The organism is Insulibacter thermoxylanivorax (assembly GCF_015472005.1).
In the GTDB taxonomy this organism is placed as follows: domain Bacteria; phylum Bacillota; class Bacilli; order Paenibacillales; family DA-C8; genus Insulibacter; species Insulibacter thermoxylanivorax.
Genome location: NZ_BMAQ01000006.1, coordinates 81839 through 105989, shown reverse-complemented (window position 1 = coordinate 105989; position 24151 = coordinate 81839). Strand labels below are relative to the sequence as shown.

20 protein-coding genes are annotated in these 24151 nt (G+C 54.0%); all 20 read left to right on the top strand.

Annotated features, from left to right (window positions below):
- Nucleotides 1-30: 30 nt before the first annotated feature.
- Nucleotides 31-4359 carry a PolC-type DNA polymerase III gene (locus PRECH8_RS04855; protein ID WP_200965967.1) on the top strand — a complete coding sequence of 1443 codons (4329 nt, stop codon included), beginning with the start codon at nucleotides 31-33 and terminating at the stop codon, nucleotides 4357-4359.
- 147 nt (nucleotides 4360-4506) lie between these two features.
- The gene (gene rimP / locus PRECH8_RS04850; protein ID WP_200965966.1) at nucleotides 4507-4971 is read left to right on the top strand and encodes a ribosome maturation factor RimP; all 465 of its coding nucleotides are present in this window, start codon (nucleotides 4507-4509) and stop codon (nucleotides 4969-4971) included.
- Nucleotides 4972-5007: 36 nt separating this feature from the next.
- Complete coding sequence (gene nusA, locus PRECH8_RS04845; protein WP_200965965.1) at nucleotides 5008-6120, top strand: transcription termination factor NusA; 1113 nt, start codon at nucleotides 5008-5010, stop codon at nucleotides 6118-6120.
- A gap of 27 nt (nucleotides 6121-6147) precedes the next feature.
- Complete coding sequence (rnpM, locus tag PRECH8_RS04840; protein ID WP_200965964.1) at nucleotides 6148-6462, top strand: RNase P modulator RnpM; 315 nt, start codon at nucleotides 6148-6150, stop codon at nucleotides 6460-6462.
- Entirely contained in the window at nucleotides 6452-6751 is a 300-nt protein-coding gene (locus PRECH8_RS04835) for a YlxQ family RNA-binding protein (RefSeq protein WP_200965963.1), read from the top strand. Before rnpM ends, PRECH8_RS04835 begins: the two co-directional genes overlap by 11 nt.
- Nucleotides 6752-6784: 33 nt before the next feature.
- Entirely contained in the window at nucleotides 6785-9274 is a 2490-nt protein-coding gene (gene infB, locus PRECH8_RS04830) for a translation initiation factor IF-2 (protein WP_200965962.1), read from the top strand.
- Nucleotides 9275-9280: 6 nt separating this feature from the next.
- Nucleotides 9281-9631, top strand: a complete 351-nt coding sequence (rbfA, locus tag PRECH8_RS04825; RefSeq protein WP_200965961.1) for a 30S ribosome-binding factor RbfA — start codon at nucleotides 9281-9283, stop codon at nucleotides 9629-9631.
- A gap of 1 nt (nucleotide 9632) precedes the next feature.
- The gene (locus PRECH8_RS04820; RefSeq protein WP_200965960.1) at nucleotides 9633-10637 is read left to right on the top strand and encodes a DHH family phosphoesterase; all 1005 of its coding nucleotides are present in this window, start codon (nucleotides 9633-9635) and stop codon (nucleotides 10635-10637) included.
- The gene (gene truB, locus PRECH8_RS04815; RefSeq protein WP_200965959.1) at nucleotides 10624-11526 is read left to right on the top strand and encodes a tRNA pseudouridine(55) synthase TruB; all 903 of its coding nucleotides are present in this window, start codon (nucleotides 10624-10626) and stop codon (nucleotides 11524-11526) included. Before PRECH8_RS04820 ends, truB begins: the two co-directional genes overlap by 14 nt.
- 28 nt (nucleotides 11527-11554) lie before the next feature.
- Nucleotides 11555-12493, top strand: coding sequence for a bifunctional riboflavin kinase/FAD synthetase (locus PRECH8_RS04810; protein ID WP_200965958.1), 939 nt, complete (start codon nucleotides 11555-11557; stop codon nucleotides 12491-12493).
- A gap of 132 nt (nucleotides 12494-12625) precedes the next feature.
- Nucleotides 12626-12895, top strand: coding sequence for a 30S ribosomal protein S15 (gene rpsO, locus PRECH8_RS04805; RefSeq protein WP_200965957.1), 270 nt, complete (start codon nucleotides 12626-12628; stop codon nucleotides 12893-12895).
- 147 nt (nucleotides 12896-13042) lie between these two features.
- On the top strand, nucleotides 13043-15175 hold the full coding sequence (gene pnp / locus PRECH8_RS04800) for a polyribonucleotide nucleotidyltransferase (RefSeq protein ID WP_200965956.1): 2133 nt from the start codon (nucleotides 13043-13045) through the stop codon (nucleotides 15173-15175).
- 253 nt (nucleotides 15176-15428) lie between these two features.
- On the top strand, nucleotides 15429-16460 hold the full coding sequence (locus PRECH8_RS04795; RefSeq protein WP_242457439.1) for a polysaccharide deacetylase family protein: 1032 nt from the start codon (nucleotides 15429-15431) through the stop codon (nucleotides 16458-16460).
- A 62-nt stretch (nucleotides 16461-16522) separates the two neighbouring features.
- Nucleotides 16523-17773 (top strand): M16 family metallopeptidase, encoded by a 1251-nt coding sequence (locus PRECH8_RS04790; protein ID WP_200965955.1) that lies wholly within the window; start codon nucleotides 16523-16525, stop codon nucleotides 17771-17773.
- Nucleotides 17766-18212, top strand: a complete 447-nt coding sequence (gene dut, locus PRECH8_RS04785) for a dUTP diphosphatase (protein ID WP_276569089.1) — start codon at nucleotides 17766-17768, stop codon at nucleotides 18210-18212. The genes PRECH8_RS04790 and dut overlap by 8 nt, the downstream gene beginning before the upstream one ends.
- A 229-nt stretch (nucleotides 18213-18441) precedes the next feature.
- Nucleotides 18442-19341 (top strand): dipicolinate synthase subunit DpsA, encoded by a 900-nt coding sequence (dpsA, locus tag PRECH8_RS04780; protein ID WP_200965953.1) that lies wholly within the window; start codon nucleotides 18442-18444, stop codon nucleotides 19339-19341.
- Nucleotides 19338-19931: a dipicolinate synthase subunit B gene (locus tag PRECH8_RS04775; protein ID WP_200965952.1), complete on the top strand. Its 594-nt coding sequence runs from the start codon at nucleotides 19338-19340 to the stop codon at nucleotides 19929-19931. Before dpsA ends, PRECH8_RS04775 begins: the two co-directional genes overlap by 4 nt.
- Nucleotides 19932-20022: 91 nt before the next feature.
- Nucleotides 20023-21240 carry an aspartate kinase gene (dapG, locus tag PRECH8_RS04770; protein WP_200965951.1) on the top strand — a complete coding sequence of 406 codons (1218 nt, stop codon included), beginning with the start codon at nucleotides 20023-20025 and terminating at the stop codon, nucleotides 21238-21240.
- Between the two features lie 24 nt (nucleotides 21241-21264).
- On the top strand, nucleotides 21265-22137 hold the full coding sequence (dapA, locus tag PRECH8_RS04765) for a 4-hydroxy-tetrahydrodipicolinate synthase (RefSeq protein ID WP_200965950.1): 873 nt from the start codon (nucleotides 21265-21267) through the stop codon (nucleotides 22135-22137).
- 226 nt (nucleotides 22138-22363) lie between these two features.
- Nucleotides 22364-24046: a ribonuclease J gene (locus tag PRECH8_RS04760; protein ID WP_200965949.1), complete on the top strand. Its 1683-nt coding sequence runs from the start codon at nucleotides 22364-22366 to the stop codon at nucleotides 24044-24046.
- Nucleotides 24047-24151 lie beyond the last annotated feature (105 nt).

The following is a 24151-nucleotide window of genomic DNA, read 5'->3' as shown; positions in this document are numbered from 1 at the left end:
TTGGCTTATTTATTCGGGAGGGGAGCACTCGTGGGACTAACAGCGGAGAAACGCAGCCGTTTCGAACTGCTTCTGAAGCAAACAGGCCTGTCGCTCGAGATGGTGAATGAATATTTCACGGACGGGTATATCGATACAGTAGAAGTCAGCCGTACCAACCGCGCATGGACGTTCTATATCGTAAAGGATAAACTGCTGCCGAAGCATGTTTTTCTTACGTTTACGAAGAAGATTCAGGAGCACTTCTCCCATATCGCGGCGGTCACTTTCGTGATGCGTTATACTGGGGCCGTCGATCACCGCTCGCTCGTGGAGGAGTATTGGAGCCTCTGCGCGGAATGGATTAAGCGTCAGCTGGTCTCCGTGAACGGTTGGCTGGCCAAATCGGCCATCGAAGTGAACAAGGAGACGATCACGGTGCTGCTGGCCGATGCCACCGGTCTCGAACTGGCCAAACGCAAGCAAGTCGATGAATATATCGTTCGTTTCTATCGCGATTATTTCTCACGGGAATTCCGCGTTCAGCTGAAGCTGAGCGAAGCGCTGCAAGAAACCCTGCAAGAGGAGTACGAACGCTTCCAGCAGCAGCGGGAAGAGGAAGAACGCCTTCTGATGCAGACGATGCTGGAAGAAGCGGAGGCGGCTAAAGTGAAACCAACCGCCGCCGGCGGCAGCAGCGAACGCTTCGTCTTCGGCTATGAGATCAAGGATGAGCCGGTGCCGATTAAGGAAGTTCGAGATGAAGAGAGGAGGATTACGATCCAAGGCACTGTCTTCGGCTTGGAAGTGAAGGAACTCCGCAACGGCACGACGCTGTATCTGTTCAATATAACAGATTATACGGATTCACTGTCGGTGAAGCTGTTCGTGAAGGACAAAAATGACCTTGCAAAGATGGAAGGACTGCGGGAGGGAATCTGGCTCCTGGCGCGCGGCAGGGTGGAGTACGACCGCTTCATGCAGGTGCCGGAGCTGGTTATGGTACCGAACGACCTCTGCGAGATCAAACCGCCGGCGGAGCGAATCGATGATGCCGAAGAGAAACGGGTGGAGCTGCATCTCCATACGAACATGAGCACGATGGATGCGATCCCGTCGATCTCGGAATATATGAAGCTGGCGGCCAGCTGGGGACATAAGGCGCTCGCCATCACCGACCACGCCGGTGTTCAAGCCTTCCCGGAGGCGGCTAAGGCCGCCAAGAAATACGGCATCAAGCCGATCTACGGCGTGGAAGCCAATGTCGTCAACGACGCCGTGCCGATCGTCACACAGCCGCGGGAAGGGGATCTGGCGTCGGAGACCTATGTGGTGTTCGATATCGAGACGACGGGACTCTCGATCAATCACAGCAAGATCATCGAGATAGCCGGTGTGAAGCTGCAGAATGGCACAGAAGTCGGCAGGTTCTCCACCTTCGTGAATCCGCATGAGAAGATTCCCTATCATATCATGCAGCTCACGAACATCAACGATGAGATGGTCAAGGGCGCACCGGATCTGTCAGAAGTGCTCCCGCAGTTTATCGAATTCGTCGGCGACAGCGTGCTTGTCGCGCACAATGCGCAGTTCGATATGGGCTTCATCCAGGCGGCATGTCAGGAGCTCGGCATGCCGAAACTGGCGAACCCGTCGCTCGATACTCTGGAACTGGCGCGGATGCTCTTCCCGTCAATGAAAAACCATCGTCTGAACACGCTGGCGGAGAAGTTTAAGGTCAGCCTTGAGAACCATCACCGGGCGATCGACGATACCGTAGCTTTGGCGTCGATTCTCCTCGAGCTGCTGAAGGAATGCGAAGCGCGCAATATCACGCGATTGGAGCAGCTGAACGATTATGTCGGCAAGGATCTTTCGAATGCCCGGCCTTTCCACATCTGCATCTATGCGAAGAACCCGCAGGGCAGGAAGAATCTCTATAAGCTGATCTCGCTGTCGCATACGGAATACTTCAACCGGGTGCCCTGCATCCCGAGAAGTGTTCTGCAGGAGTACCGGGAGGGCTTAATTCTGTCTTCTGGCTGCGAGAAGGGCGAGCTGTTCGAGACGGTGCTGAACAAGACCCAGGAAGAAGCAGAGGAAGTGGCGCAGTTCTACGATGTACTGGAAGTACAGCCCGTTTCCATGAACCTGCATCTCGTCGACAAGGGGCTCGTCGGCAGTATCCAGCAATTAGAGGAAGCGAACCGCAGGATCGTCGCCATTGGCAAGAAGCTTGGCAAGCCTGTCGTGGCAACGGGCAATGCCCATTATCTCCATCCGCGGGACAAGCTGCTGCGGGATATCACGATCCACGGCATCACGGGCTTCAGTCCGCTGAAGGATATGCGCAAACCTGAGGCGCATTTCCGTACGACGAAGGAGATGCTGGAGGAGATGGCGCATCTCGGCGAGCAGGATGCCTATGATGTTGTGATCCGCTATCCGAATGAAGTCGCAGACAGCGTGGAAGAATTTGAATTGTTCCCGGATAAGCTGTTCACGCCCGTCATCGAAGGCGCCGATGAGGAGATCCGTGAGAAGTGCTACAATACAGCTAAGGAGATGTACGGCGATCCGCTGCCGCAAGTGGTGGTCGACCGCTTGGAGAAGGAACTCGTGCCGATCATCAAGTACGGCTTCTCTGCGAACTACCTCATCTCTGAACGGCTGGTGAAGAAGTCCAATGAAGACGGCTATCTCGTCGGGTCCCGGGGCTCCGTTGGTTCCTCCGTTGTTGCCACCTTCCTCGGCATCTCGGAGGTCAACCCGCTGCCGCCGCACTATCTGTGCCGCAATCCAGAATGCAAGCACAGTGAATGGTTCCTTGACGGCAGCATCCCGAGCGGCTTCGATCTGCCGGATAAGGACTGTCCGAAGTGCGGTCATATTATGAAAGGCGACGGACAGGACATCCCCTTTGAGACCTTCCTTGGATTTAAAGGGGACAAGGTGCCGGATATCGATTTGAACTTCTCCGGCGAATACCAGCCCCATGCGCATAACTATACGAAGGAGTTGTTCGGTGAGAAGAACGTCTTCCGTGCAGGGACGATCGGCACCGTAGCAGAGAAGACCGCCTACGGCTTCGTTAAGAAATATGAGGAAGATCACCAGATCAAATGGCGCAGCGCCGAAGAGGCGCGGCTCGCCAGCGGCTGTACCGGCGTTAAACGCAGCACGGGTCAGCATCCCGGAGGAATCGTCGTCGTTCCGGATTATATGGAGATCGAAGACATTACACCGGTGCAGTACCCCGCCGATGACACCAGTTCCGAATGGAAGACGACGCACTTCGACTATCACGCCTATGATGCAAACCTGCTCAAGCTGGATATCCTCGGCCACGATGATCCGACGATGATGCGGATGCTGCAGGATCTGACCGGTGTCGATCCGACGACGATCCCGATGAACGATCCGAAGGTGATGAGCATCTTCAGCTCCACTGAAGCGATCGGCGTCACGCCGGAGCAGATCAAGTCGTCGGTGGCCACCTACGGCGTGCCGGAGATGGGGACCCGCTTTGTCCGCCAGATGCTCGAAGAGACGCAGCCGAAGACCTTCGCGGATCTGCTGCAGATCTCCGGGCTGTCTCACGGCACCGGGGTATGGCTTGGCAACGCACAGGAATTGATCCGCAACGGTACATGCACGATCAAGACGGTCATTGGCTGCCGCGATGATATCATGCTGTATCTGATCTATAAGGCGGGCATGGATGCGAGCTTGGCCTTTACGATTACGGAGAGCGTGCGGAAGGGCAGAGGTCTAACGGAGGAATGGATCGCAGAGATGAAGAAGTGCGGCGTACCGGATTGGTATATCGAGTCCTGCCAGCGCATCCAGTACATGTTCCCTAAGGCCCATGCTGCCGCTTACGTTATCTCAGCTGTGCGCACGGCATATTTTAAAGTGTATTATCCGATCGCTTTCTACGCTGCCTATTTCTCAGTACGGGCAGAAGATTTTGATGTCGAGCTGTTCACCCAAGGTTACGATGCGATCAGGGCTAAGCTGGAAGAGATCGAGGCGAAGGGCTTCCAGGCAACATCGAAGGAGAAATCGATGATCCCGATCCTCGAGATGGGATTGGAGATGACGGCCCGCGGCTTCGGTTTCAAACCGATCGATCTGTACCGTTCCGAAGCAACCCGCTTCATCATCGACGGCGACAAGCTCATTCCGCCGTTCTCCGCGATTCCGGGCGTCGGCGTGAACGCAGCGCGGAATATCGTGGCGGCGCGGGAAGAGGGAGATTTCCTGTCCGTCGAGGACTTCCAGATGCGTTCCAAGGCTTCGAAGACGATCGTCGAGATTCTGAGCCAGATGGGCTGCTTCCAAGGATTGCCTGAAACCAACCAGTTGTCGCTATTCTAAGCAATCCCAAACCACTCTTGCAAACATTTACATGTTTATGTTATAATTATACTTGTTAACTTTTCGATATTTTCGGCTGTAAGAGTGGGGCAACCCACTCTTTACATTTTGCCCATAAATGTCCATACATGAAGGAGGATGCGATTGTTGAGCAGCGGATCCATCAAGCAAATCGTAGAACAACTTCTTGAACCATATCTGCAAGAACATCCGGAGTTCGAGATCGTTGATATCGAATATGTCAAGGAAGGGCGCAATCGCTTCTTGCGCGTGTTTGTTGATAAGGAAGGCGGTATTGATATCGAGGAGTGCGCCAAGATCAGTGAATATCTGAGCTTCCGGCTGGATGAGGAAGACCCGATTCCCGATGCGTATTTCTTAGAAGTATCGTCCCCGGGAGCCGAGCGGCCGCTGAAGACACCGCGCGACTTTGAGCGGGCCGTCGGCAAATATGTCTATGTGAAGACTTATGAACCCGTTGACGGTCTGAAAGAGTTTGAAGGATACCTGCAAAGCTACGATGAACATGAAATCACCATACATATCGGCAAGAAGTTGTACACCGTACCGATGCAGAAAGTTGCCTCGGCGAGACTTGCGATAGAGATGTAGGAATGTTGGAGAGTGTGAAGGGAGGAAACGTTCATCATGAACACTGATTTTATAGAAGCGCTGAATGAGATTGAACGCGAGAAAGGCATAAGCAAGGATATTCTGCTTGACGCGATCGAGGCAGCTTTGATCTCGAGCTACAAGCGAAACTTTAATACTGCGCAGAATGTCCGCGTGGATATCAATCGCGAAACGGGGGTTATTAAAGTATTCGCCCGCAAGACGGTGGTGGAAGAAACCCTGGATCCGCGGCTGGAGATCTCTCTGGATGCTGCCCGGGAGATCAATCCTAACTATCAGCTTGATGATATCGTCGAGATCGAGGTGACGCCGGCCGATTTCGGCCGCATCGCTGCACAGACCGCTAAGCAAGTCGTTACGCAACGCATCCGCGAAGCGGAGCGCGGACTTATCTATGAAGCTTTTATCGATAAGGAAGAAGATATAGTCACGGGCATCGTACAGCGGCAAGACACACGCAATATCTATGTCGATCTTGGCAAAGTAGAAGCAGTGCTGCCGCTCAATGAAGTGATGCCGAACGAGAAATTCCAGCAAAGCGAACGCATCAAAGCCTACATCACCAGAGTAGAAAACACCACCAAAGGTCCGCAGATCTTCCTGTCCCGCACCCATCCGGGGCTGCTGAAACGCCTCTTCGAGCTGGAAGTGCCGGAGATCTATGAGGGAGTAGTGGAGATCAAGTCCGTAGCGCGTGAAGCGGGATTCCGCTCGAAGATCGCCGTCTATTCCCGCGATGAGGAAGTGGATCCCGTCGGCTCCTGTGTCGGTCCGAAGGGGATGCGTGTACAGACCGTTGTGAACGAACTGCGCGGGGAGAAGATCGATATCGTCCGCTGGTCAGAAGATGTCGAGGAATTCGTCTCCAACGCTTTAAGCCCCGCACAAGTGATCGAAGTGATCGCACTGGAAGAAGAGAAAGTTGCCCGGGTCATCGTGCCCGATCATCAGCTGTCGCTGGCGATCGGCATCAAAGGCCAAAATGCCCGTCTAGCCGCTAAATTAACCGGCTGGAAGATCGATATCAAGAGCGAATCGCAACGAGCTGAGGCAGAGCTCGCGCGGTCACGCGAACATCAAGAAGCAGAAGAATCCGTTCAAGATGGAGAACAGGATGCACAGCTTTGAGTAAGCTGACCTTAGGGGGGATGGTCTGTGAGACGACGCAAAATACCGCTGCGCAAGTGTGTCGCTTGCCAGGAGACGAAGAGCAAAAAAGAGCTGATCCGAGTCGTCCGCACGCCGGAAGGTGAGATCATGATCGATGTTACCGGCAAAAAATCTGGGCGCGGCGCCTATCTGTGCGGGAATGTCGCCTGCTTCGAACTTGCGAAGAAATCACGCGCTCTTGACCGTTCGTTGAAAGCTAGTGTCGGCCTGGAGGTCTATGAGCAGCTGGCACAAGACTTCATACGAGTGGAGGATGAATTCCTGGCGCAGCGTGAAACGGGGATGGACGATGAGGAATAGATTCCTGTCCCTTCTCGGGCTAGCCCAACGAGCAGGCAAATTGGCCGGCGGAGAAGAGAAAGCACTGCAGGCGATTCAACAGGGCAAGGCTCATCTCGTGATCCTGGCTGTGGATGCCTCAGCAAATACCGCGAAGAAGTTCAAGGACAAATGTCGATATTACCAAGTTCCGCTCATACAGGAAGTGGACAGGGGGGCTCTGGGAAAGGCTACCGGAAGAATGGAACGGGTCGTCATCGCTGTGATGGATGAAGGGTTCGCTGACGCTATGCTCAAGAGCGTTGAATGAGAGTGAGCCAGAACCATATGGAGGTGAAAGGTATTGAGCAAACAAGGAAACAAGGAAAAAATTAGAGTATACGAATACGCGAAGTCGCTGAATATGAGCAGCAAGGAAATCATTACGATCCTAAAGCGGGTAAACATGCCTGTCAATAATCATATGAGCGTGATGGAACCGGAGATGATCGAGAGAGTCGAGCAGTTCTTCCGCGATATCAAGGCAAGCGCCGAAGCGAAGCGCACCGGTGCGGAAACCGCGCAGAAGAAGGAGTCCAGCTCCGCTGCTCAAGAAGCAGCGCAGCAAACCGCTGCACAGTCGTCCAGCGACGAGAAGAAGACCGAAGCAAAGGATAAAGCGAAGAAAACAACCAGATCCCAGTCCAAGTCCAAGGGACGTGCAGCTCAAGATAGGAAGTCCGATGCGAAGAGCGAACGGGAAGCCAAACCGGCGGCACAGCAGCAGGAGCGGGAGCGCAGCCGTTCGGGACAAGGCGGAAGCGGCAAAGCCGCAGCAGATAAGACCAATAGCGGCGAAGCGCCGGTAGTCAGAACTGCGGTTGAAGCCGTTGAGGTCGACGATGATCTGATCGCCGTTGCCGGTGCCCGCGGAGCGCGCAAAGCGAGCAAATTGGATGATGCCACGAAGGGCAAGACGACGAAGAAGACCAAACCGAATCATAAACGCTTCGACGATCACAAAGCCAGCAACATCAAACAGGGCAAAGGCAAACGACAAGGCAAGAACCGACAGCAGGAGAAGCGTGAGAAGGTCGATAATACTCCGAAGAAAGTCATTGTTCGTGGCACGATGACCGTCGGCGAACTGGCGAAACTGTTCCACAAAGATGTAGCCGATGTCATCAAGAAACTGCTTATGATGGGTGTCGTAGCGACGATCAACCAGGAGCTCGATCTGGATACGATCCAAGTGGTTGCCGACGAGTACGGCATTGAAGTGGAACTGAAGATCCCGGTCGATGAGGATAACTTCGAGGAGATCGAAGAACAAGACGATGAAGCGGATCTGCTGCCGCGTCCGCCGGTCGTGACGATCATGGGCCACGTTGACCACGGGAAGACGACCCTGCTCGATGCGATCCGCGAGAGCAGGGTCACCGAGGGTGAAGCCGGCGGAATTACGCAGCATATCGGGGCGTATCAAGTGGAAGTAAACGGCAAGAAGATCACCTTCCTTGACACACCCGGCCACGAAGCCTTTACAACGATGCGGGCACGCGGTGCGCAAGTGACGGATATCACGGTTCTTGTGGTCGCAGCGGACGACGGGGTGATGCCGCAGACGATCGAAGCGATCAACCATGCGAAAGCGGCCAATGTACCGATCATCGTCGCTGTCAACAAGATCGATAAGCCGGAGGCGAACCCGGAGCGCATCAAGCAGGAATTAACTGAACACGGCATCGTGCCGGAGGAATGGGGCGGCGACAATATCTTCGTCAATGTCTCAGCGAAGCAGCGCCTCAACTTGGATGAACTCTTGGAGACGATCCTGCTCGTAGCAGAAGTACAAGAGCTGAAGGCGAATCCGAACAAACGGGCAAGAGGTACCGTAATTGAAGCGGAACTGGATAAACAGCGCGGTCCGGTAGCCCGGGTATTGGTGCAGAATGGTACCTTAAGGGTAGGGGACGCCTTCGTCGCCGGCGTGCGCTTCGGCCGTGTGCGGGCGATGGTCAATGACCGCGGCCGCCGTTTGAAGGAAGCAGGACCGTCGACGCCGGTTGAGATCACGGGTCTTACGGAAGTGCCGCAAGCAGGCGATCCATTCCTCGTCTTCGAAGATGAGCGCAAGGCGAAGGAAATTGCTGAGCGCCGTGCTACGAAAGCTCGTCAGGCAGAGCTTAATGTTAATACCCGCGTTACTCTGGATGACCTGTATAAACATATCCAGGAAGGCGAAATGAAGGAATTGAACGTCATCTTGAAGGCAGACGTACAGGGATCCCTTGAAGCATTGCGGAGTTCGCTGGAGAAGATCGATATCGAAGGCGTAAGGGTGAAGACGATTCACGCCGCCGTCGGAGCGATCAGCGAATCCGATGTCGCCTTGGCATCAGCTTCGAATGCGATCATCATCGGCTTTAACGTGCGTCCTGAACCGCAGGCGAAGGCTGCAGCGGATCTGGAGAAGGTCGACATTCGCCTCTATCGCGTCATCTATCAGGCGATCGAGGAGATCGAAGCAGCGCTGAAGGGAATGCTGGAGCCGGAGTACAGAGAAGCGATCATCGGCCATGCGGAAGTTCGCGAGATCTTCAAGGTGAGCAAGATCGGCACGATCGCCGGCTGCATGGTGATCGACGGCAAGATCCTGCGTTCTGCGGAAGCGCGCATCGTCCGCGACGGCATCGTGATCTACGAGGGTCAGATCGGCTCCCTCAGACGCTTCAAGGACGATGTGAAGGAAGTTCCGCAAGGATACGAGTGCGGGATCTCCTTCGAAAAATTCAATGATATCAAGGAAGGCGATATTATTGAAGCTTATGTTATGGAAACTGTTGAGAGGTGATCTGCCATGGCGAGAATTCGCGTGAGCCGCGTCGGCGAACAGATCAAAAAGGAACTGAGCCAAATCCTGCAAATGGAACTAAAGGACCCTCGTGTCGGCTTCGTCACCGTTACCGGCGTAGAAGTGACCAATGACCTGTCGCAGGCGAGGGTCTATATCAGTGTCATGGGTGATGATGCCCAGAAGGAGGAAACCCTGCGCGCCTTAGATAAGGCGCAAGGCTTCCTCCGCAGCGAGTTAGGACGGCGCATTCGCCTGCGGCAAATCCCCGAGCTGCTGTTCAAATTCGATACTTCCATCGAATATGGCAGCCGGATCGAACAACTATTACAAGAGATTAACCGCGAGGAGTCCTGATATGAGCAGCAAGCAACTCACCTATGATGAGCAGCTGCAGCGGATGAAGCAATTCATCGAATCCGGGGATGACTTTCTCGTCGTCTCCCACGTGAATCCCGACGGCGATGCGATCAGTTCCACCGTTGCCGTCGGCTGGCTGCTCAACTCCCTTGGCAAATCTTATACGATGATGAATGAGGGACCGTGCCCGGCGAAATTCCATTACTTGTGGGGAGCGCGGGACATCATCGAGGTTTCGCATGCAGAAGCCCATAAGTATCGGTATGTCATCGCTGTGGACTGCGCGGATTACCAGAGGATCGGCAAGGTAAGCGAGCGGTTCGCTGAGGATGTGAAGATCGCGAATATCGATCACCATGCGACGAATGATTATTATGGCGATGCACACCTGATCCGTGCGGATGCTGCAGCCACGGCTGAAATTCTTTATGATCTGCTGGAGTACTTTGGCATTGAGTGGAATCAAGAGATCGCGACCTGCATCTACACGGGACTCTTGACGGATACCGGGGGGTTCCGATATACCAATACCACGGCGAAGGTGATGCGGGTTGCTTCGCAGCTTCTCGATTACGGTGTGCAAGCGGGTGAGCTGGCTGAACATCTGTTGGAGAGAGTGAGCAAACCGCATATCCGCCTGCTCCAGCGGACACTCAATACGCTCGCTTACAACGCGGATCACAGGATATGCTGGCTCACGGTACATCTCTCCGATATGGAGGAATCCGGTGCATCCAACGAGGATCTTGAGGGTCTCGTCTCCTATCCGCGCAATATCGAAGGCGTGGAGATCGGGATCTTGTTCAAGGAAGTGCAGGAAGAGGTGTACAAGGTCAGCATGCGCTCCTCCAGCGCGGCCGATGTATCGCGAATCGCGCAGCATTTCGGCGGCGGCGGTCATCTGCGGGCAGCAGGCTGTACGGTTCGGGGCAGGCTCGATGACATCATACGTTCCGTGGTTCAAGAAGCAGAGAAGGAACTGATGGCGAATGGATCAGCTTGAAGGCATCCTCGCTGTGAATAAGCCGGCAGACTGGACTTCCCATGATGTGGTTGCGAAGGTTCGCCGGCTGCTCAAGATGAAGCGGATCGGACATACGGGAACGCTGGATCCTGCGGTTACCGGTGTGCTCCCTCTGGCGCTGGGAAGAGCCACGCGATACATCGAATATCTGCAAGAGATGCCCAAGGAATATGAGGCCGAGATGATCGTAGGCTTCGCTACGGATACCGAGGACCTCTCTGGTGAAGTGATCGAGCAGGCGGAAGAGGTGATCCTCAGCCGTGAGCAAGTCGAGCGCGTCATCGAGGGGTTCATCGGCGAGATCAAGCAGGTGCCGCCGATGTACAGCGCGGTTCGCGTGGCCGGCCGGCGGTTGTATGAGCTGGCTAGAGAAGGCGTGGAGGTGGAACGTCCGGTGCGCACGGTGCAGATCCATCGCATTCAGCTTGAAGCTGTGCATTTGGAAGAGAAGTACCCGCGTATGAAGCTTCGCGTCCTCTGTTCGAAGGGCACCTATATCCGCACCCTGTGCAAGGACATCGGCCGTGCGCTGGGTTATCCCGCTGTGATGTCGAAGCTGGTTCGCACGCTCTCCTGCGGCATCCCCTTAGATCGCTGCTGGACGATCGAAGAGATCACGGAGCAGCTTGAAGAGGGAACGCTCCACGCGCGGATCGTTCCTGTGGATCAGGTGCTGACGAACCTGCCGGAACTGCAGATCGACGAGACGACGGCCAAGCGTCTGCTGCAGGGGCAGAGGGTGAAGCGTGCCGCCGGAAGCTCACCGGCGCAGGGGCTGGTCCGCGTCTATGATCCGAATCAGCGCTTCGTCGGAATCTGCAAGCTGCAGAGGCATCTAATCGTCCCGCACAAGATGAATCATACCTAATACAGCTTCAAGAAAGTAGCGGATGCATATGGACATACGAAGAATTCAATATCCCTTCACGGAATTGCACAGCGTACCGCCTGACGGCCAAGTCATCGCGATCGGGGATTTTGACGGCGTTCACTTAGGTCACCGCGAAGTGATCAGTCGAGCAATCGAACGGGCGCGTTCGCTCGGTGTTCCTGCTGCGATCATGACCTTCGACCCGCATCCCCGAGAAGTACTGGGCAAGGCCCAGTATTCGAGGATCCTCACGCCGATCGATGAGAAGATGCGGCTGTTTGCCGAGCTGGGCGTGGACCAAGTCTATATCGTGCACTTCACCCCAGAGTTAGCGCGGGTATCTCCGGAAGATTACTATAAGAACATGCTCTACCCGCTGAAACCGCGGGTGATCGTCGTCGGCTTCGACTTCACCTTCGGTCACCGCGGTCAAGGAACTGCCGAGACGCTGGCTAAGCTCGCAAAGGCCGGCGAGAGCATCGAGGTCATCGCACCGCACAACATGGACGGGGAGAAGATCAGCAGCACGCTGATCCGCGAACAGCTCCATCTTGGCAGGCTGGAGAGGGTCAAGTCATTGCTCGGCAGACATTACCGCATCCAGGGTAAGGTGGTCAAAGGAGAGGGCCGGGGCCGGAAGATCGGCTACCCTACGGCGAATCTGGAGCCGCTGGACCGCTACGTCATCCCGCGGCAAGGGGTATACGCCGTGCGTGTCTATCTGGACGGCGAAACCCTGAAAGGGGTTATGAACATCGGCATCAAACCGACGTTCCATGAAGATGAAGAGCAGCCGCCCACCTTGGAAGTTCATATCCTGGATCGGAATGAGGATCTATATGGCCGCACGTTAGAGATCGAGTTCGCAGCTTATCTGCGTCCGGAGATGAAGTTCTCCTCCGTGGAGATGCTCATCGAACAGATCGCCAAGGATGCGCAAAGAGCGAAGCAAATCCTTGCATAGTGCAGTCCTTTCATGATATACTATCCCTTGTGGCCGAATATACGGCCCATATGTTGGAACCTCAGCGCGGCTTACGACTCACCGACGTATGCTGGGCTGCAGGCGATTAGAGATGAGAAGGAGGTGTACAGGATGGCTATTACACAGGAACGCAAGCAACAGATCATCGAAGAATTTAAGACGCATGAGAACGACACAGGATCGCCTGAAGTTCAAATTGCTATCCTAACGGAGAACATTCAGAACTTGACAGAGCATCTTCGCATTCATAAGAAGGATCACCATTCCCGTCGCGGACTGTTGAAGATGGTAGGACAGCGTCGCAGACTGTTAGCCTATCTGAAGAACAAAGATGTGAAGCGTTACAGTGCTCTGATTGAAAAATTAGGCCTGCGCAGATAATGCAACGTGAGAAGCAACCTGTTTATGGATCGGCATCAGCTTCTGCTGACGGCGGCGATTCATATTCCGGGTTGCTTTTTACAAATATAATCACAGCACCATTACATCTACATAGCCAAAAGCCGCTTAATGAATAGGAGGGTATCTATGCATCAATCAGTGGAGATGGATCTGGCTGGACGAAAGCTGATCCTGGAGACGGGCAAACTGGCTAAACAAGCGAATGCGGCTGTTACGGTTCGATATGGGGATACCGTGATTCTGAGCACGGTTACCGCCTCGGCGGAGCCGAAGGAATTGGATTTCTTCCCCTTGACCGTGAACTACGAGGAAAAACTATACGCTGTCGGTAAGATCCCGGGCGGGTTCATCAAACGCGAGGGAAGACCCAGCGAGAAGGCAATTCTGGCCGCACGGCTGACGGACAGACCGATTCGCCCCTTGTTCCCTGAAGGATTCCGCAACGAGGTGCAGATCGTCAATCTTGTGCTCAGCGTAGATCAAGATTGTTCTCCGGAGATTGCTGCGATGATCGGAACTTCTGCTGCACTATCGATCTCTGATGTACCGTTCAACGGTCCGATCGGCGGCGTGATCGTCGGACGTGTCGACGGCGAATTCATCATCAATCCAACGGTGGAACAGGAAGAGAGAAGTGATATCCATGTGGTGGTTGCCGGAACGAAGGACGCCATCATGATGGTGGAAGCCGAAGCAGACGAAGTTCCTGAAGAGGTCATCTTGGAAGCGATCATGTTCGGTCATGAGGAGATCAAGAAGATCATCGATGTGATCGAGGAACTCGTGGCCATTGCCGGCAAGCCGAAGATGGAAGTTCAACTGCATGAGATCGATCCTGAAGTGGATCAGGCTGTTCGTGAATATGCTGCAGCTCGATTGATCGAAGCGGTGAAGATCGCGGAGAAACAAGCCCGCCAGGATGCCATCGACGCGATCAATGAAGAGACGGAGGCATATTTTGCTGAAATCTATGCAGAAGAGCCGGACAAGATGAACGATGTGAAGGAAGTTCTATACAATATCGTGAAAGAAGAAGTTCGACGTCTCATCACCCATGAGAAGATTCGTCCTGATGGACGGGCGCTTGATGAGATTCGTCCGATCTCCTGTGAAGTAGGACTCCTGCCTCGCACCCATGGTTCCGGTCTGTTCACAAGAGGACAGACGCAGGCGCTCAGCGTATGTACGCTCGGTGCACTGGGTGATGTGCAGATTCTGGACGGCATCGACCTGGAAGAGTCGAAGCGCTTCATGCACCATTACAACTTCCCTCCTTTCAGCGTGGGAGAAGCACGTCCGATCCGTCCACCGGGCAGACGCGAGATCGGTCACGGAGCCCTTGGGGAACGCGCGCTCTCGAAGGTTATCCCGTCGGAAAGCGAATTCCCTTATACTATTCGTCTGGTATCCGAAGTTCTGGAATCGAATGGTTCCACCTCGCAGGCGAGCATCTGCGCCAGCACTCTTGCGCTGATGGATGCAGGCGTGCCGATCAAGGCGCCGGTCGCTGGAATTGCGATGGGGCTCATCAAGGACGGCGATCAAGTTTCGATTCTGACGGATATTCAAGGCATGGAGGACCATCTGGGGGATATGGACTTCAAAGTTGCTGGTACCGCCAAAGGCGTTACGGCGATCCAGATGGATATCAAGATCGACGGCATCGACCGCAGCATCCTGCAGCAAGCGCTTGAGCAAGCACGTGAAGGCCGCATGTTCATCTTGGATAAGATGCTGGAAGTCATCCAAGAACCGCGCAAGGAGTTGTCGAAGTATGCGCCTAAGATCTTGACGATGCAGATCAATCCTGAGAAGATTCGCGATGTCATCGGCGCCGGAGGCAAGATCATCAACAAGATCATCGATGAAACCGGCGTAAAGATCGATATCGAACAGGACGGCCGCATCTATATCGCCTCCACGGACGAGGCCAGCAACGAGAAGGCGCGTCAGATCATCGAGAATATCGTGAGGGAAGTTGTAGTCGGAGAGACTTACCTCGGTACCGTCAAGCGCATCGAGAAATTCGGCGCATTCGTCGAGATCCTGCCCGGCAAGGAAGGGCTGGTTCATATCTCGCAGCTGTCAACGGAACGCGTGGCACGAGTGGAGGATGTCGTGAAGATTGGCGATCCGATCACTGTGAAGGTGACGGAGATCGACAGCCAAGGCCGCGTGAATCTGTCCCGCAAGGCTACGCTGCCGCAGCTTCCGAGAACGACAGGGTCTGAAAGACCCGGACAAAGGAGGAGACCCTAGCCGGAAACTTAGGTCATAATCCCTTACCATACCTTAACACGAAAGAGATGGAGCATAAGAATCTGTCTCTTTTTTCATTTCTCTAACGATGTTTCTCCAATGTTCAAACACAGCAGAATCTCCATGTGCCCTTAGATGATCTTTCATGTCATAATCGTCCTCCATCATACATACGCATAGGACAAAGCTCCATGTACTCCGCACCTTCATGTTACACAGCGAAGGGGCTCCAATGCCGGAAGGAGGACCAGGGATGAGGGGAAGGTTGCTGTTCATTACAGCCATAGTCATCATCGGCATGTACATATTATTGGAATATTCGCCTGTAGCGCAGTTTATCGCTGCGGTCCAGCAACTTCCGGTGGATGGGGATGCCGCAGCATGGATGCGGAGCGGAGAGCCGCAGAAGCGTTCGGACCGGGAAGAAGATCAGCTGGAGGAAGCGCTGCTGGCGAGGATCCGCGCCGAGGCTGAGCGGCTCCGGGAAGCGCCGATCGATGCGAGGGTGGACCGCGTGTGGCATGCCATTCCCGGGTATAACGGAATCGAAGTGGACCTGGATGCCACCCTGGCGGCAAATCGGGGCAGGGGAGCTTCAGAAGATCTTATCTTCGTCTATCGCGAAGTTGAGCCGAAGATTCAGCTGGAAGATCTGGGGGCTCATCCGATCTATAAGGGCAATCCGAAGAAGAAGATGGTCGGCTTTATGATCAATGTAGCTTGGGGAGATGAACATCTGCCCGGGATGCTGGCGACGCTGGAGAAGGAAGGGATCCAGGCGACCTTTTTCTTCGACGGTTCATGGCTGGCGAAGAACATCGAGCAGGCGAAGGAGATCTGTGAAGCCGGACATGAATGTTCGAACCATGCGTACTCCCACCCGAATATGAGCCGGTTATCGCGGGCCAAACAGGAAGAGGAGATCTTAAAGACGGAAGCACTGTTAAAGGACGAGCTGGGCGTTGATAATCGCTGGTTTGCGCCGCCTTCCGGCGATTATAACCAGTTGACCGTCGAGATCGCTTATCAGCATGGTCTTCGCACGGTGCTCTGGACGATCGATACGGTGGATTGGAAGAATCCCGAGCCGGACTGGATCGTTCGCCGCATCGCTGCCCGCCTGGAACCAGGTTCACTCATCCTGATGCACCCGACATCATCGGCAGCACAGGCGCTGCCGGGGTTGATCGAGACCATACGCAGCAAGGGGTATGCCTTTGGAACGGTGTCGGAAGTCCTATCTTCAAAGCGTATGCTTGATATTGAGGGTGGGTTTGATTTTTGATAGTATTAGAGAAGTTTAGACAGGCGTGATCATCGTCATCATCGTACCTTATAGGAGGCAGCATGGAGAGATATACGTTGTCCAATGGTATACGGGTGGTGATCGAGCCGATCCCGACGGTTCGCTCGATCTCCTTCGGCATATGGGTGAAAGCAGGATCAAGAACCGAACAGCAAGAGTTGAATGGGATTTCCCATTTTGTTGAACATATGATGTTTAAGGGCACGGACAAGTACAGTGCGAAGGATATTGCCGAACTCTTCGACGGCATCGGAGGCAACGTGAATGCCTTCACCGCGAAGGAGTATACTTGTTATTATTTTAAAGTATTGGATACTCATCTTCCTCTGGCAGTGGATGTGCTCTCTGAGATGATCCTGCATGCGCGGATTGACGAGGAAGACTTAGAGAAGGAGAAGAAGGTGATCTTCGAAGAGATCGCCATGTATGAAGATACCCCCGATGACCTGGTGCATGATCTGATCGCCCAAGCAGCGTATGGGGATCACTCGCTGGCCTATCCGATCCTCGGCACGGAAGAGAAGCTGGAGAGGATGACCCGTGAACATCTTAAAGAATATATCGAACAACACTATCATGTGGATAATATCGTGATCAGCGCAGCTGGTCACGTCGATCATACCATCGTCGATCTGTTAGAGGCGCACTTCGGCAAGTTCACGCGCCAGGGAAGTCAGGCGGAGTCTCCTAAGCCCGTCTTCCGCGGGGATACGATCTTCCATCCCAAACAGACGGAACAGCATCATATCTGTCTGGCACTTCCCGGGTGTTCGCTGCATGATGAGCGGCAGATGCCGATGCTGATCCTGAACAATGTCATCGGCGGCAGCATGAGTTCCCGTCTGTTCCAAGAGATCCGCGAGAACCGCGGGTTAGCCTACTCGGTCTATTCCTATCATACCGCCCATGCGGACAGCGGGATGTTCACAATCTACGCAGGAACAGCGCCGGAGCAGACGCAGCAGGTGCTTGAGCTGACGATGAACATCATGCAGGACATCAAGCAGAATGGGATCACGGACAGTGAACTGCACAAGTCCAAGGAGCAGATCAAAGGCAATCTCATCATCGGACTTGAGAGCACGAGCAGCCGCATGAATCGACAGGGGAAGAATGAGTTGATGATGCGCAGGCATGAGACGATCGATGAGATGATCGCGAAGATCGATCGCGTCACCCATGAGATGATCGAAGAGACCATCGCAATGATGTTCGCTCATCCCTTCGCTTTGGCGATGGTAGGGGATTCCGATGACGCGATCGCCAACTTTAGGAGGGTTCAACTTGTATAACGTACAACTGAAACGCTTGCCAGGAAACGAGGATATTCATCTGCCGCAGAAAATGTCAGAACATGCCAGCGGCTTCGATCTCTATGCAGCGGTCCCGGAGCCGGTGACCTTGCAGCCGGGCGAGCGGAGATTGATTCCCACCGGCATCGCCATCGCTATGCCCGCTGAGCTTGAAGCGCAGATCCGCCCGCGCAGCGGCTTGGCGCTGAAGCATGGGATCACCTGTCTGAATACCCCGGGTACGATCGATGCCGACTACCGCGGGGAGATCAAGGTGCTGCTCATCAACTTGGGACAAAAACCGTTCACCATTGAACGGAATGAGCGCATTGCGCAGATGGTATTCCAGCTCGTACCGCAAGTGCAGTTTGAACTGGTCGAGGAGCTAAGCGAGACGATCCGCGGGGAAGGCGGCTTCGGCCACACAGGGACAAAATAAGGAGTAATTTAGAAGAAACTAATGAATTTGAAGTAAGGGATTTTTTGTATCGCAGCCATATCCCTGACTGGAATCTCTCAGGAACTTAAACTTTGTATATAGAGGACGGGTTTAACGAAGCCCGTCCTTTTTTCGTGTTTTTCGGGACAAAGGCGGGCAGGCACCTTTTGCGCGTCCATGCATAGGATGAACTATCTTACAGCGATGGGAAAGGAGCTGATTGATCTGCATGCTGACGGGCATACATGCGGCCGTCCTCGGGGGTGACGCCAGACAGTTAGAAGTCATACAAAAGCTGGCTGAGCTGGATGCTTCTGTGTCGCTGATCGGCTTTGACAACTTGCAAAATGAATTCAGCGGAGCCACCAAACGCCCGCTGACGCCGGAGTTGTTCGAAGATGTGGACGCTGTCATCCTGCCGGTTGTAGGGACGGATGAACACGGCAAGGTGCAGACGGTGTTTTCTACAGAAGATCTCGTGCTGACGGACCAGCATCTAAGTTCCTTGCCTAAGCACGCCAAGATCTATACAGGAATGGCGACGGACTATCTTAAGGCGCTGAGTGCGAAGGCGGGCATCACCATCGTAGAACTTCTGGAACGGGACGATGTGGCCATCTATAACTCCATTCCCACAGCGGAAGGAGCGGTGATGCTGGCGATTCAGAACACGGACATCACGCTTCATGGTTCGAATTGCATGGTGCTTGGCATGGGACGCACCGGCTTAACATTGGCCCGCACCCTTAAGGGGTTAGGAGCGAACATCTCTGTTGGCGTGAGACGGCCGGAGCATTATGCGAGAGCATGGGAGTCGGGTTTTAACCCTTTCTATCTGGATGATCTGCTCGCGCAAGCGAGGAAGATCGACTTGCTTTTTAATACAATACCGACTATGATTATCACAGCGCAAGTAATTGCTGGAATGCCGCACCGCGCTGTGATTATCGACTTAGCGTCGAAGCCGGGCGGAACGGATTTCCGATATGCGGAGAAGCGTGGAATCAAAGCGATTCTTGCCCCGGGTTTGCCTGGAATCGTCGCGCCGAAGACAGCTGGCCGGATCCTAGCGAATACGCTCAGCCAGTTGATTCTAGATGATTACAGGAAGCGGGGGAGTACGCATTGAATTGGCAAGGAATTAAGGTTGGCTTCGCATTGACTGGATCGCACTGCACCTATGATGAAGTGATGCCGCAGATCCAGAGATTCGTCGATGCGGGAGCCGATGTCATACCGATCGCATCCCATACGGTCATGTCAACGGATACGAAATTTGGGGAATCCGCCCAGTGGCAGAAGAGATTGAGGGACATCACCGGTCATGGGATCATCGCGTCGATCGTTGACGCGGAACCCCTTGGACCATCGAAACTGCTGGATGTGATGGTGATCGCCCCTTGTACGGGAAACACGACGAGCAAGCTGGCGAACGCGATCACGGACAGTCCGGTGCTCATGGCGGCGAAGGCGCAGATGCGCAATCAACGTCCGCTTGTTCTCGCAATCTCGACCAACGATGGACTCGGCTTGAATATGGCGAACATCGCGAAACTAATCTTCGCCAAACATATCTATTTTGTTCCTTTCGGACAGGATAATCCCTTCGCTAAGCCGAATTCCTTAGTATCGCGCATGGATCTGATCATGGAGACCTGTGAGGCTGCGCTCCAAGGCCGGCAGCTGCAGCCCGTTTTGGTAGAACGCACGCGGGCTTGATCCAAGGCATGGATCGGCGCTCATACTTAAGTTCAGTCAGACAGGATCAGCTTGTCAGACAGCCAAGGTTCAGTCAGGGGGAAAGTACCGTATGCGCATCATCGTGCAGAAGTTCGGAGGTACGTCGCTGTCCACCAAACAAGCCCGCAACCAAGCCGTTCAACATATCAAACGTGCACGCCAAGAATATGATGCAGTCGTCGTCGTCGTTTCTGCCATGGGCAGAAACGGCGACCCTTATGCGACGGATTCCTTGCTTCAAATTATCCATGAGAACGGAGACAGCCTGCCGTCAAGGGAACGGGATCTGCTCCTTAGCTGCGGCGAGATCATCTCCGCGGCTGTGCTGTGCAGCATTCTTCGGGCGGAAGGGATCCCATCCACGGTCTTAACGGGCGGGCAGGCGGGCATCCGCACCGACGCGAGATTCGGCGACGCTCGCATCATGAAGGTCATTCCAGCGCGTATTACTGCATCGCTTAAATGCGGTGAAGTGGTCATCGTGACCGGATTTCAGGGCAGTACAGCCGACGGCGAGATCACGACACTTGGACGAGGCGGCAGTGATACGACGGCGGCAGCCCTCGGCGCCGCCCTGCAGGCATCCCTAGTGGAGATTTACACCGATGTAGACGGCATCCTTACCGCAGACCCTCGGATCATCCAGGATGCCAGACCGCTGCCGGCAATCTCCTACCATGAAGTGTGTCAGATGGCGAATTATGGAGCGAAGGTGATTCATCCGCGGGCGGTGGAGATCGCCATGCATGCGCGAATCCCGCTCAGGATTCGCTCGACGTTCTCCTTCTCGGAGGGAACTTGGGTGATGGATCCCGCTTTACTGCCGCAATACGAAAGGGTCAGTGATCGCCATGTGACGGCGATTGCGCATACGCAGGGTCTGACACAGGTTCAAGTATCGGCTGAAAGCCATCAACCCGATCTGCAAGTGCAGGTCTTCCAGGCGATGGCGAAGGCGGGGATCAGCGTGGATTTCATCAATGTGAACCCCTCCGGCGTCGTTTACACGGTGCGCGACAGCGAAGCCCTTCGAGCGAAGACCATCCTGGAGGAACTCGGATACGCTCCCGAGCTCAACCCCGGCTGCGCGAAGGTGGCCGTCATCGGCGGCGGGATTAACGGCGTGCCGGGTATCATGTCGAAGATCGTCTCTGCACTTGCTGCTCATCATATATCCATCCTGCAATCTGCCGATTCCAATACGACGATCTGGGTGCTCATACACCAGGACGAGATGGAGTTGGCATTGCGCGCACTGCATGATCAATTTGCATTGTCAGAGAGATAGCAAGTATGTAAGGAGGTTATAACATTGGAATTCGGCAGACTGATTACAGCCATGGTAACGCCCTTCGATGAACAATCCAAGATTAACTGGGAAGTTGCTGAACGTCTCATTGACCACCTCATCGATGTACAAGGTTCTGACAGCATCGTCGTATGCGGTACGACGGGTGAATCTCCGACGCTGACAACGGAAGAGAAATTGGAACTCATACGCTTCGCGGTACAGAAGGCGAAAGGCCGCTGCAAGATCATCGCGGGCACAGGGACATATGATACGGCTTACTCCATAGAAATGACACAAGAAGCGGAGAAACTGGGTGCGGACGGGTTGCTGCTTGTGTCGCCTTACTATAACCGGCCGACGCAGGATGGCTTATATGCCCATTTCCGCAAGGTCGCTGAGGCCACCAGTTTGCCTGTGATGCTCTACAACGTTCCTAAGAGGACGGGCGTGAAGATCGAGGCCCAGACCATCGTGCGTCTTGCGCAGGATGTTCCGAATATTACGTCGTCGAAGGAAGCCCATGATGATCTCGATGCGATTACGACGATCATCAGCGAGACGCCGGAATCCTTCCGCGTCTACAGCGGCGATGATATCCTGACTCTGCCGATGATGGCAGTCGGAGCGTACGGCGTAGTCAGCGTAGCCAGCCATCTGATCGGACAAGAGATCCGCCGGATGATGGATCATTACTTGGAAGGGCGGACAGCAGAAGCTGCGCGTATGCATCGTGAACTGCAGCCCAAGTTTAACGGCTTGTTCCGTTTGACCAATCCCGTCATGGTGAAGATGGCGCTGCGGCAAGCCGGTTTCGATGTGGGCAGCGTACGTCTGCCGCTGGTCGATGGAACGGAAGAGGATGAAGCTTTTATCCGCGATCTGTACTTCGCGTGATGAACGGTTTTCCCAGTCCGGACAACGGAATTCCGCATGTTCTAAGGCAGAATGGCAACACTTTAGATAGAGCTAATCTTGGACAGGATGTTGCCCTTTGCTTGTATTATGCGAATTCGATCATGTATAATGTTCTTTAAGTGACTGGTGCGGTATTTTTTTTGGTTTGTATATTCCATATATAAAAATCGTCGTCAATTCATTACTAGGGAGGGTTATTTTTCTCTTGAAACCATCAAAATCAAATGCTGAAAAGCTATCCATTTTCGCACTGGGCGGCGTGGGCGAAATTGGTAAAAACATGTATGTCGTACAGTACGGCTCAGAGATCATCGTAATTGATTCCGGCCTAAAATTCCCTGAAGAGGACATGCTTGGAATCGATGTAGTCATTCCGGACATTACCTATCTCCTTGAGAATAAGGAGAAGGTTCGCGGAATCTTCCTGACGCACGGACACGAGGACCATATCGGCGGACTGCCATATGTGTTAAAACATCTCAATGTTCCAGTATACGGCACGAAACTGACTTTGGGGCTTGTTGAGAGCAAGCTGAAAGAGGCAGGAATGCTTGGGGAGACCAAACGGATCTTGGTTCATGCGGATTCGGTATTGAAATTCAGCAAGGTCAAAGTTTCGTTCTTCAAGACGAATCACAGCATCCCGGATTCCGTTGGGATCTGTATCGATACACCGGAGGGCGTCGTCGTTCACACGGGCGACTTCAAGTTCGATCAGACACCCGTGAATAATGACTTCGCAGATATCCACCGGATGAGCGAGATCGGCAAGCGCGGTGTGCTTGCTCTTCTTTCGGACAGCACCAATGCAGAGCGGCCTGGATACACCGGCTCGGAAAGATCCGTCGGTGCTTCCCTCAAGGAAGTGTTCCGCAATGCCGAACAGCGCGTCATCGTTGCTACGTTCGCTTCCAATGTTCACCGCTTGCAGCAAGTGATTGACGCAGCGGCTTATACGAACCGCAAGTTGGCCATCGTTGGCCGCAGCATGGTGAACGTCATCACAATCGCGGCAGAACTTGGCTATCTGCATATTCCGGAAGGCATGCTCGTCGAGCTGGATGAAGTGAATCGTCTGCCGAGCCATCGAGTTGCCATCCTGTCTACGGGCTCGCAGGGCGAACCGATGTCTGCCTTAACTCGTATGGCGCGTTCCACCCATAAGAAGGTCGAGATCCTGCCGGGAGATACGGTGGTGATCGCCGCCAATCCGATCCCAGGCAATGAGAAGTATGTCGGGCGCACAGTGGACGAACTGTTCCGCCTGGGAGCAAATGTGATCTACGGCTATAACGGAGGAGGCGGCGTTCACGTATCCGGCCACGGATCGCAGGAAGAGCTGAAGCTGATGCTGAACTTGATGAAGCCGAAGTACTTCATCCCGATCCACGGTGAGTATCGCATGCTGCGTCAACACGGACTGCTAGCGGAATCCGTCGGCATCGATCGGGAGAACATCTTCATCTGCGATCTGGGCGAAGTGGTGGAGATTCACAACGGTGTCGCCCGCAAGGCGGGTAAGATCCCAGTGGGCAATGTTCTGATCGACGGCCTCGGCGTAGGCGACGTGGGGAACATCGTGCTAAGGGACCGCAAGCTGCTCTCGCAAGACGGAATCCTCGTGGTCGTGGTAACGCTCAGCAAGCAGGATGGCAAGATCGTGTCCGGGCCGGATATTATCTCACGGGGCTTCGTGTATGTACGTGAGTCCGAAGGACTGCTCGACGAAGCAAACCGCATCGTAAGCGGCACATTGCAGAAATTAACTGGAGAGAATATCAGTGAATGGGCCTCGCTTAAGACCCATGTTAAAGAAGCACTAGGACGATTTTTATATGAACAAACCAGAAGACGTCCGATGATCCTGCCGATCATCATGGAAGTGTAAGAAGATACACAGCTACCAGCATACCAGCACGCACAAAGAACAACATTCATGATATGAATCAAGCTTAAGTGAACAAGAAGCTTTCTTGCAGTGTTGACGATTTCG

What these genes read in the sequence shown, in the direction of transcription:
- nusA (WP_200965965.1), top strand. Translation starts at nt 5,008, where the DNA reads ATGAACACTGATTTTATAGAAGCGCTGAATGAGATTGAACGCGAGAAA.
- truB (WP_200965959.1), top strand. Translation starts at nt 10,624, where the DNA reads ATGGATCAGCTTGAAGGCATCCTCGCTGTGAATAAGCCGGCAGACTGG.
- dpsA (WP_200965953.1), top strand. Translation starts at nt 18,442, where the DNA reads ATGCTGACGGGCATACATGCGGCCGTCCTCGGGGGTGACGCCAGACAG.
- dapG (WP_200965951.1), top strand. Translation starts at nt 20,023, where the DNA reads ATGCGCATCATCGTGCAGAAGTTCGGAGGTACGTCGCTGTCCACCAAA.
- PRECH8_RS04810 (WP_200965958.1), top strand. Translation starts at nt 11,555, where the DNA reads ATGGACATACGAAGAATTCAATATCCCTTCACGGAATTGCACAGCGTA.
- PRECH8_RS04790 (WP_200965955.1), top strand. Translation starts at nt 16,523, where the DNA reads ATGGAGAGATATACGTTGTCCAATGGTATACGGGTGGTGATCGAGCCG.
- rbfA (WP_200965961.1), top strand. Translation starts at nt 9,281, where the DNA reads ATGGCGAGAATTCGCGTGAGCCGCGTCGGCGAACAGATCAAAAAGGAA.
- PRECH8_RS04795 (WP_242457439.1), top strand. Translation starts at nt 15,429, where the DNA reads ATGAGGGGAAGGTTGCTGTTCATTACAGCCATAGTCATCATCGGCATG.
- PRECH8_RS04835 (WP_200965963.1), top strand. Translation starts at nt 6,452, where the DNA reads ATGAGGAATAGATTCCTGTCCCTTCTCGGGCTAGCCCAACGAGCAGGC.
- pnp (WP_200965956.1), top strand. Translation starts at nt 13,043, where the DNA reads ATGCATCAATCAGTGGAGATGGATCTGGCTGGACGAAAGCTGATCCTG.
- rpsO (WP_200965957.1), top strand. Translation starts at nt 12,626, where the DNA reads ATGGCTATTACACAGGAACGCAAGCAACAGATCATCGAAGAATTTAAG.
- PRECH8_RS04820 (WP_200965960.1), top strand. Translation starts at nt 9,633, where the DNA reads ATGAGCAGCAAGCAACTCACCTATGATGAGCAGCTGCAGCGGATGAAG.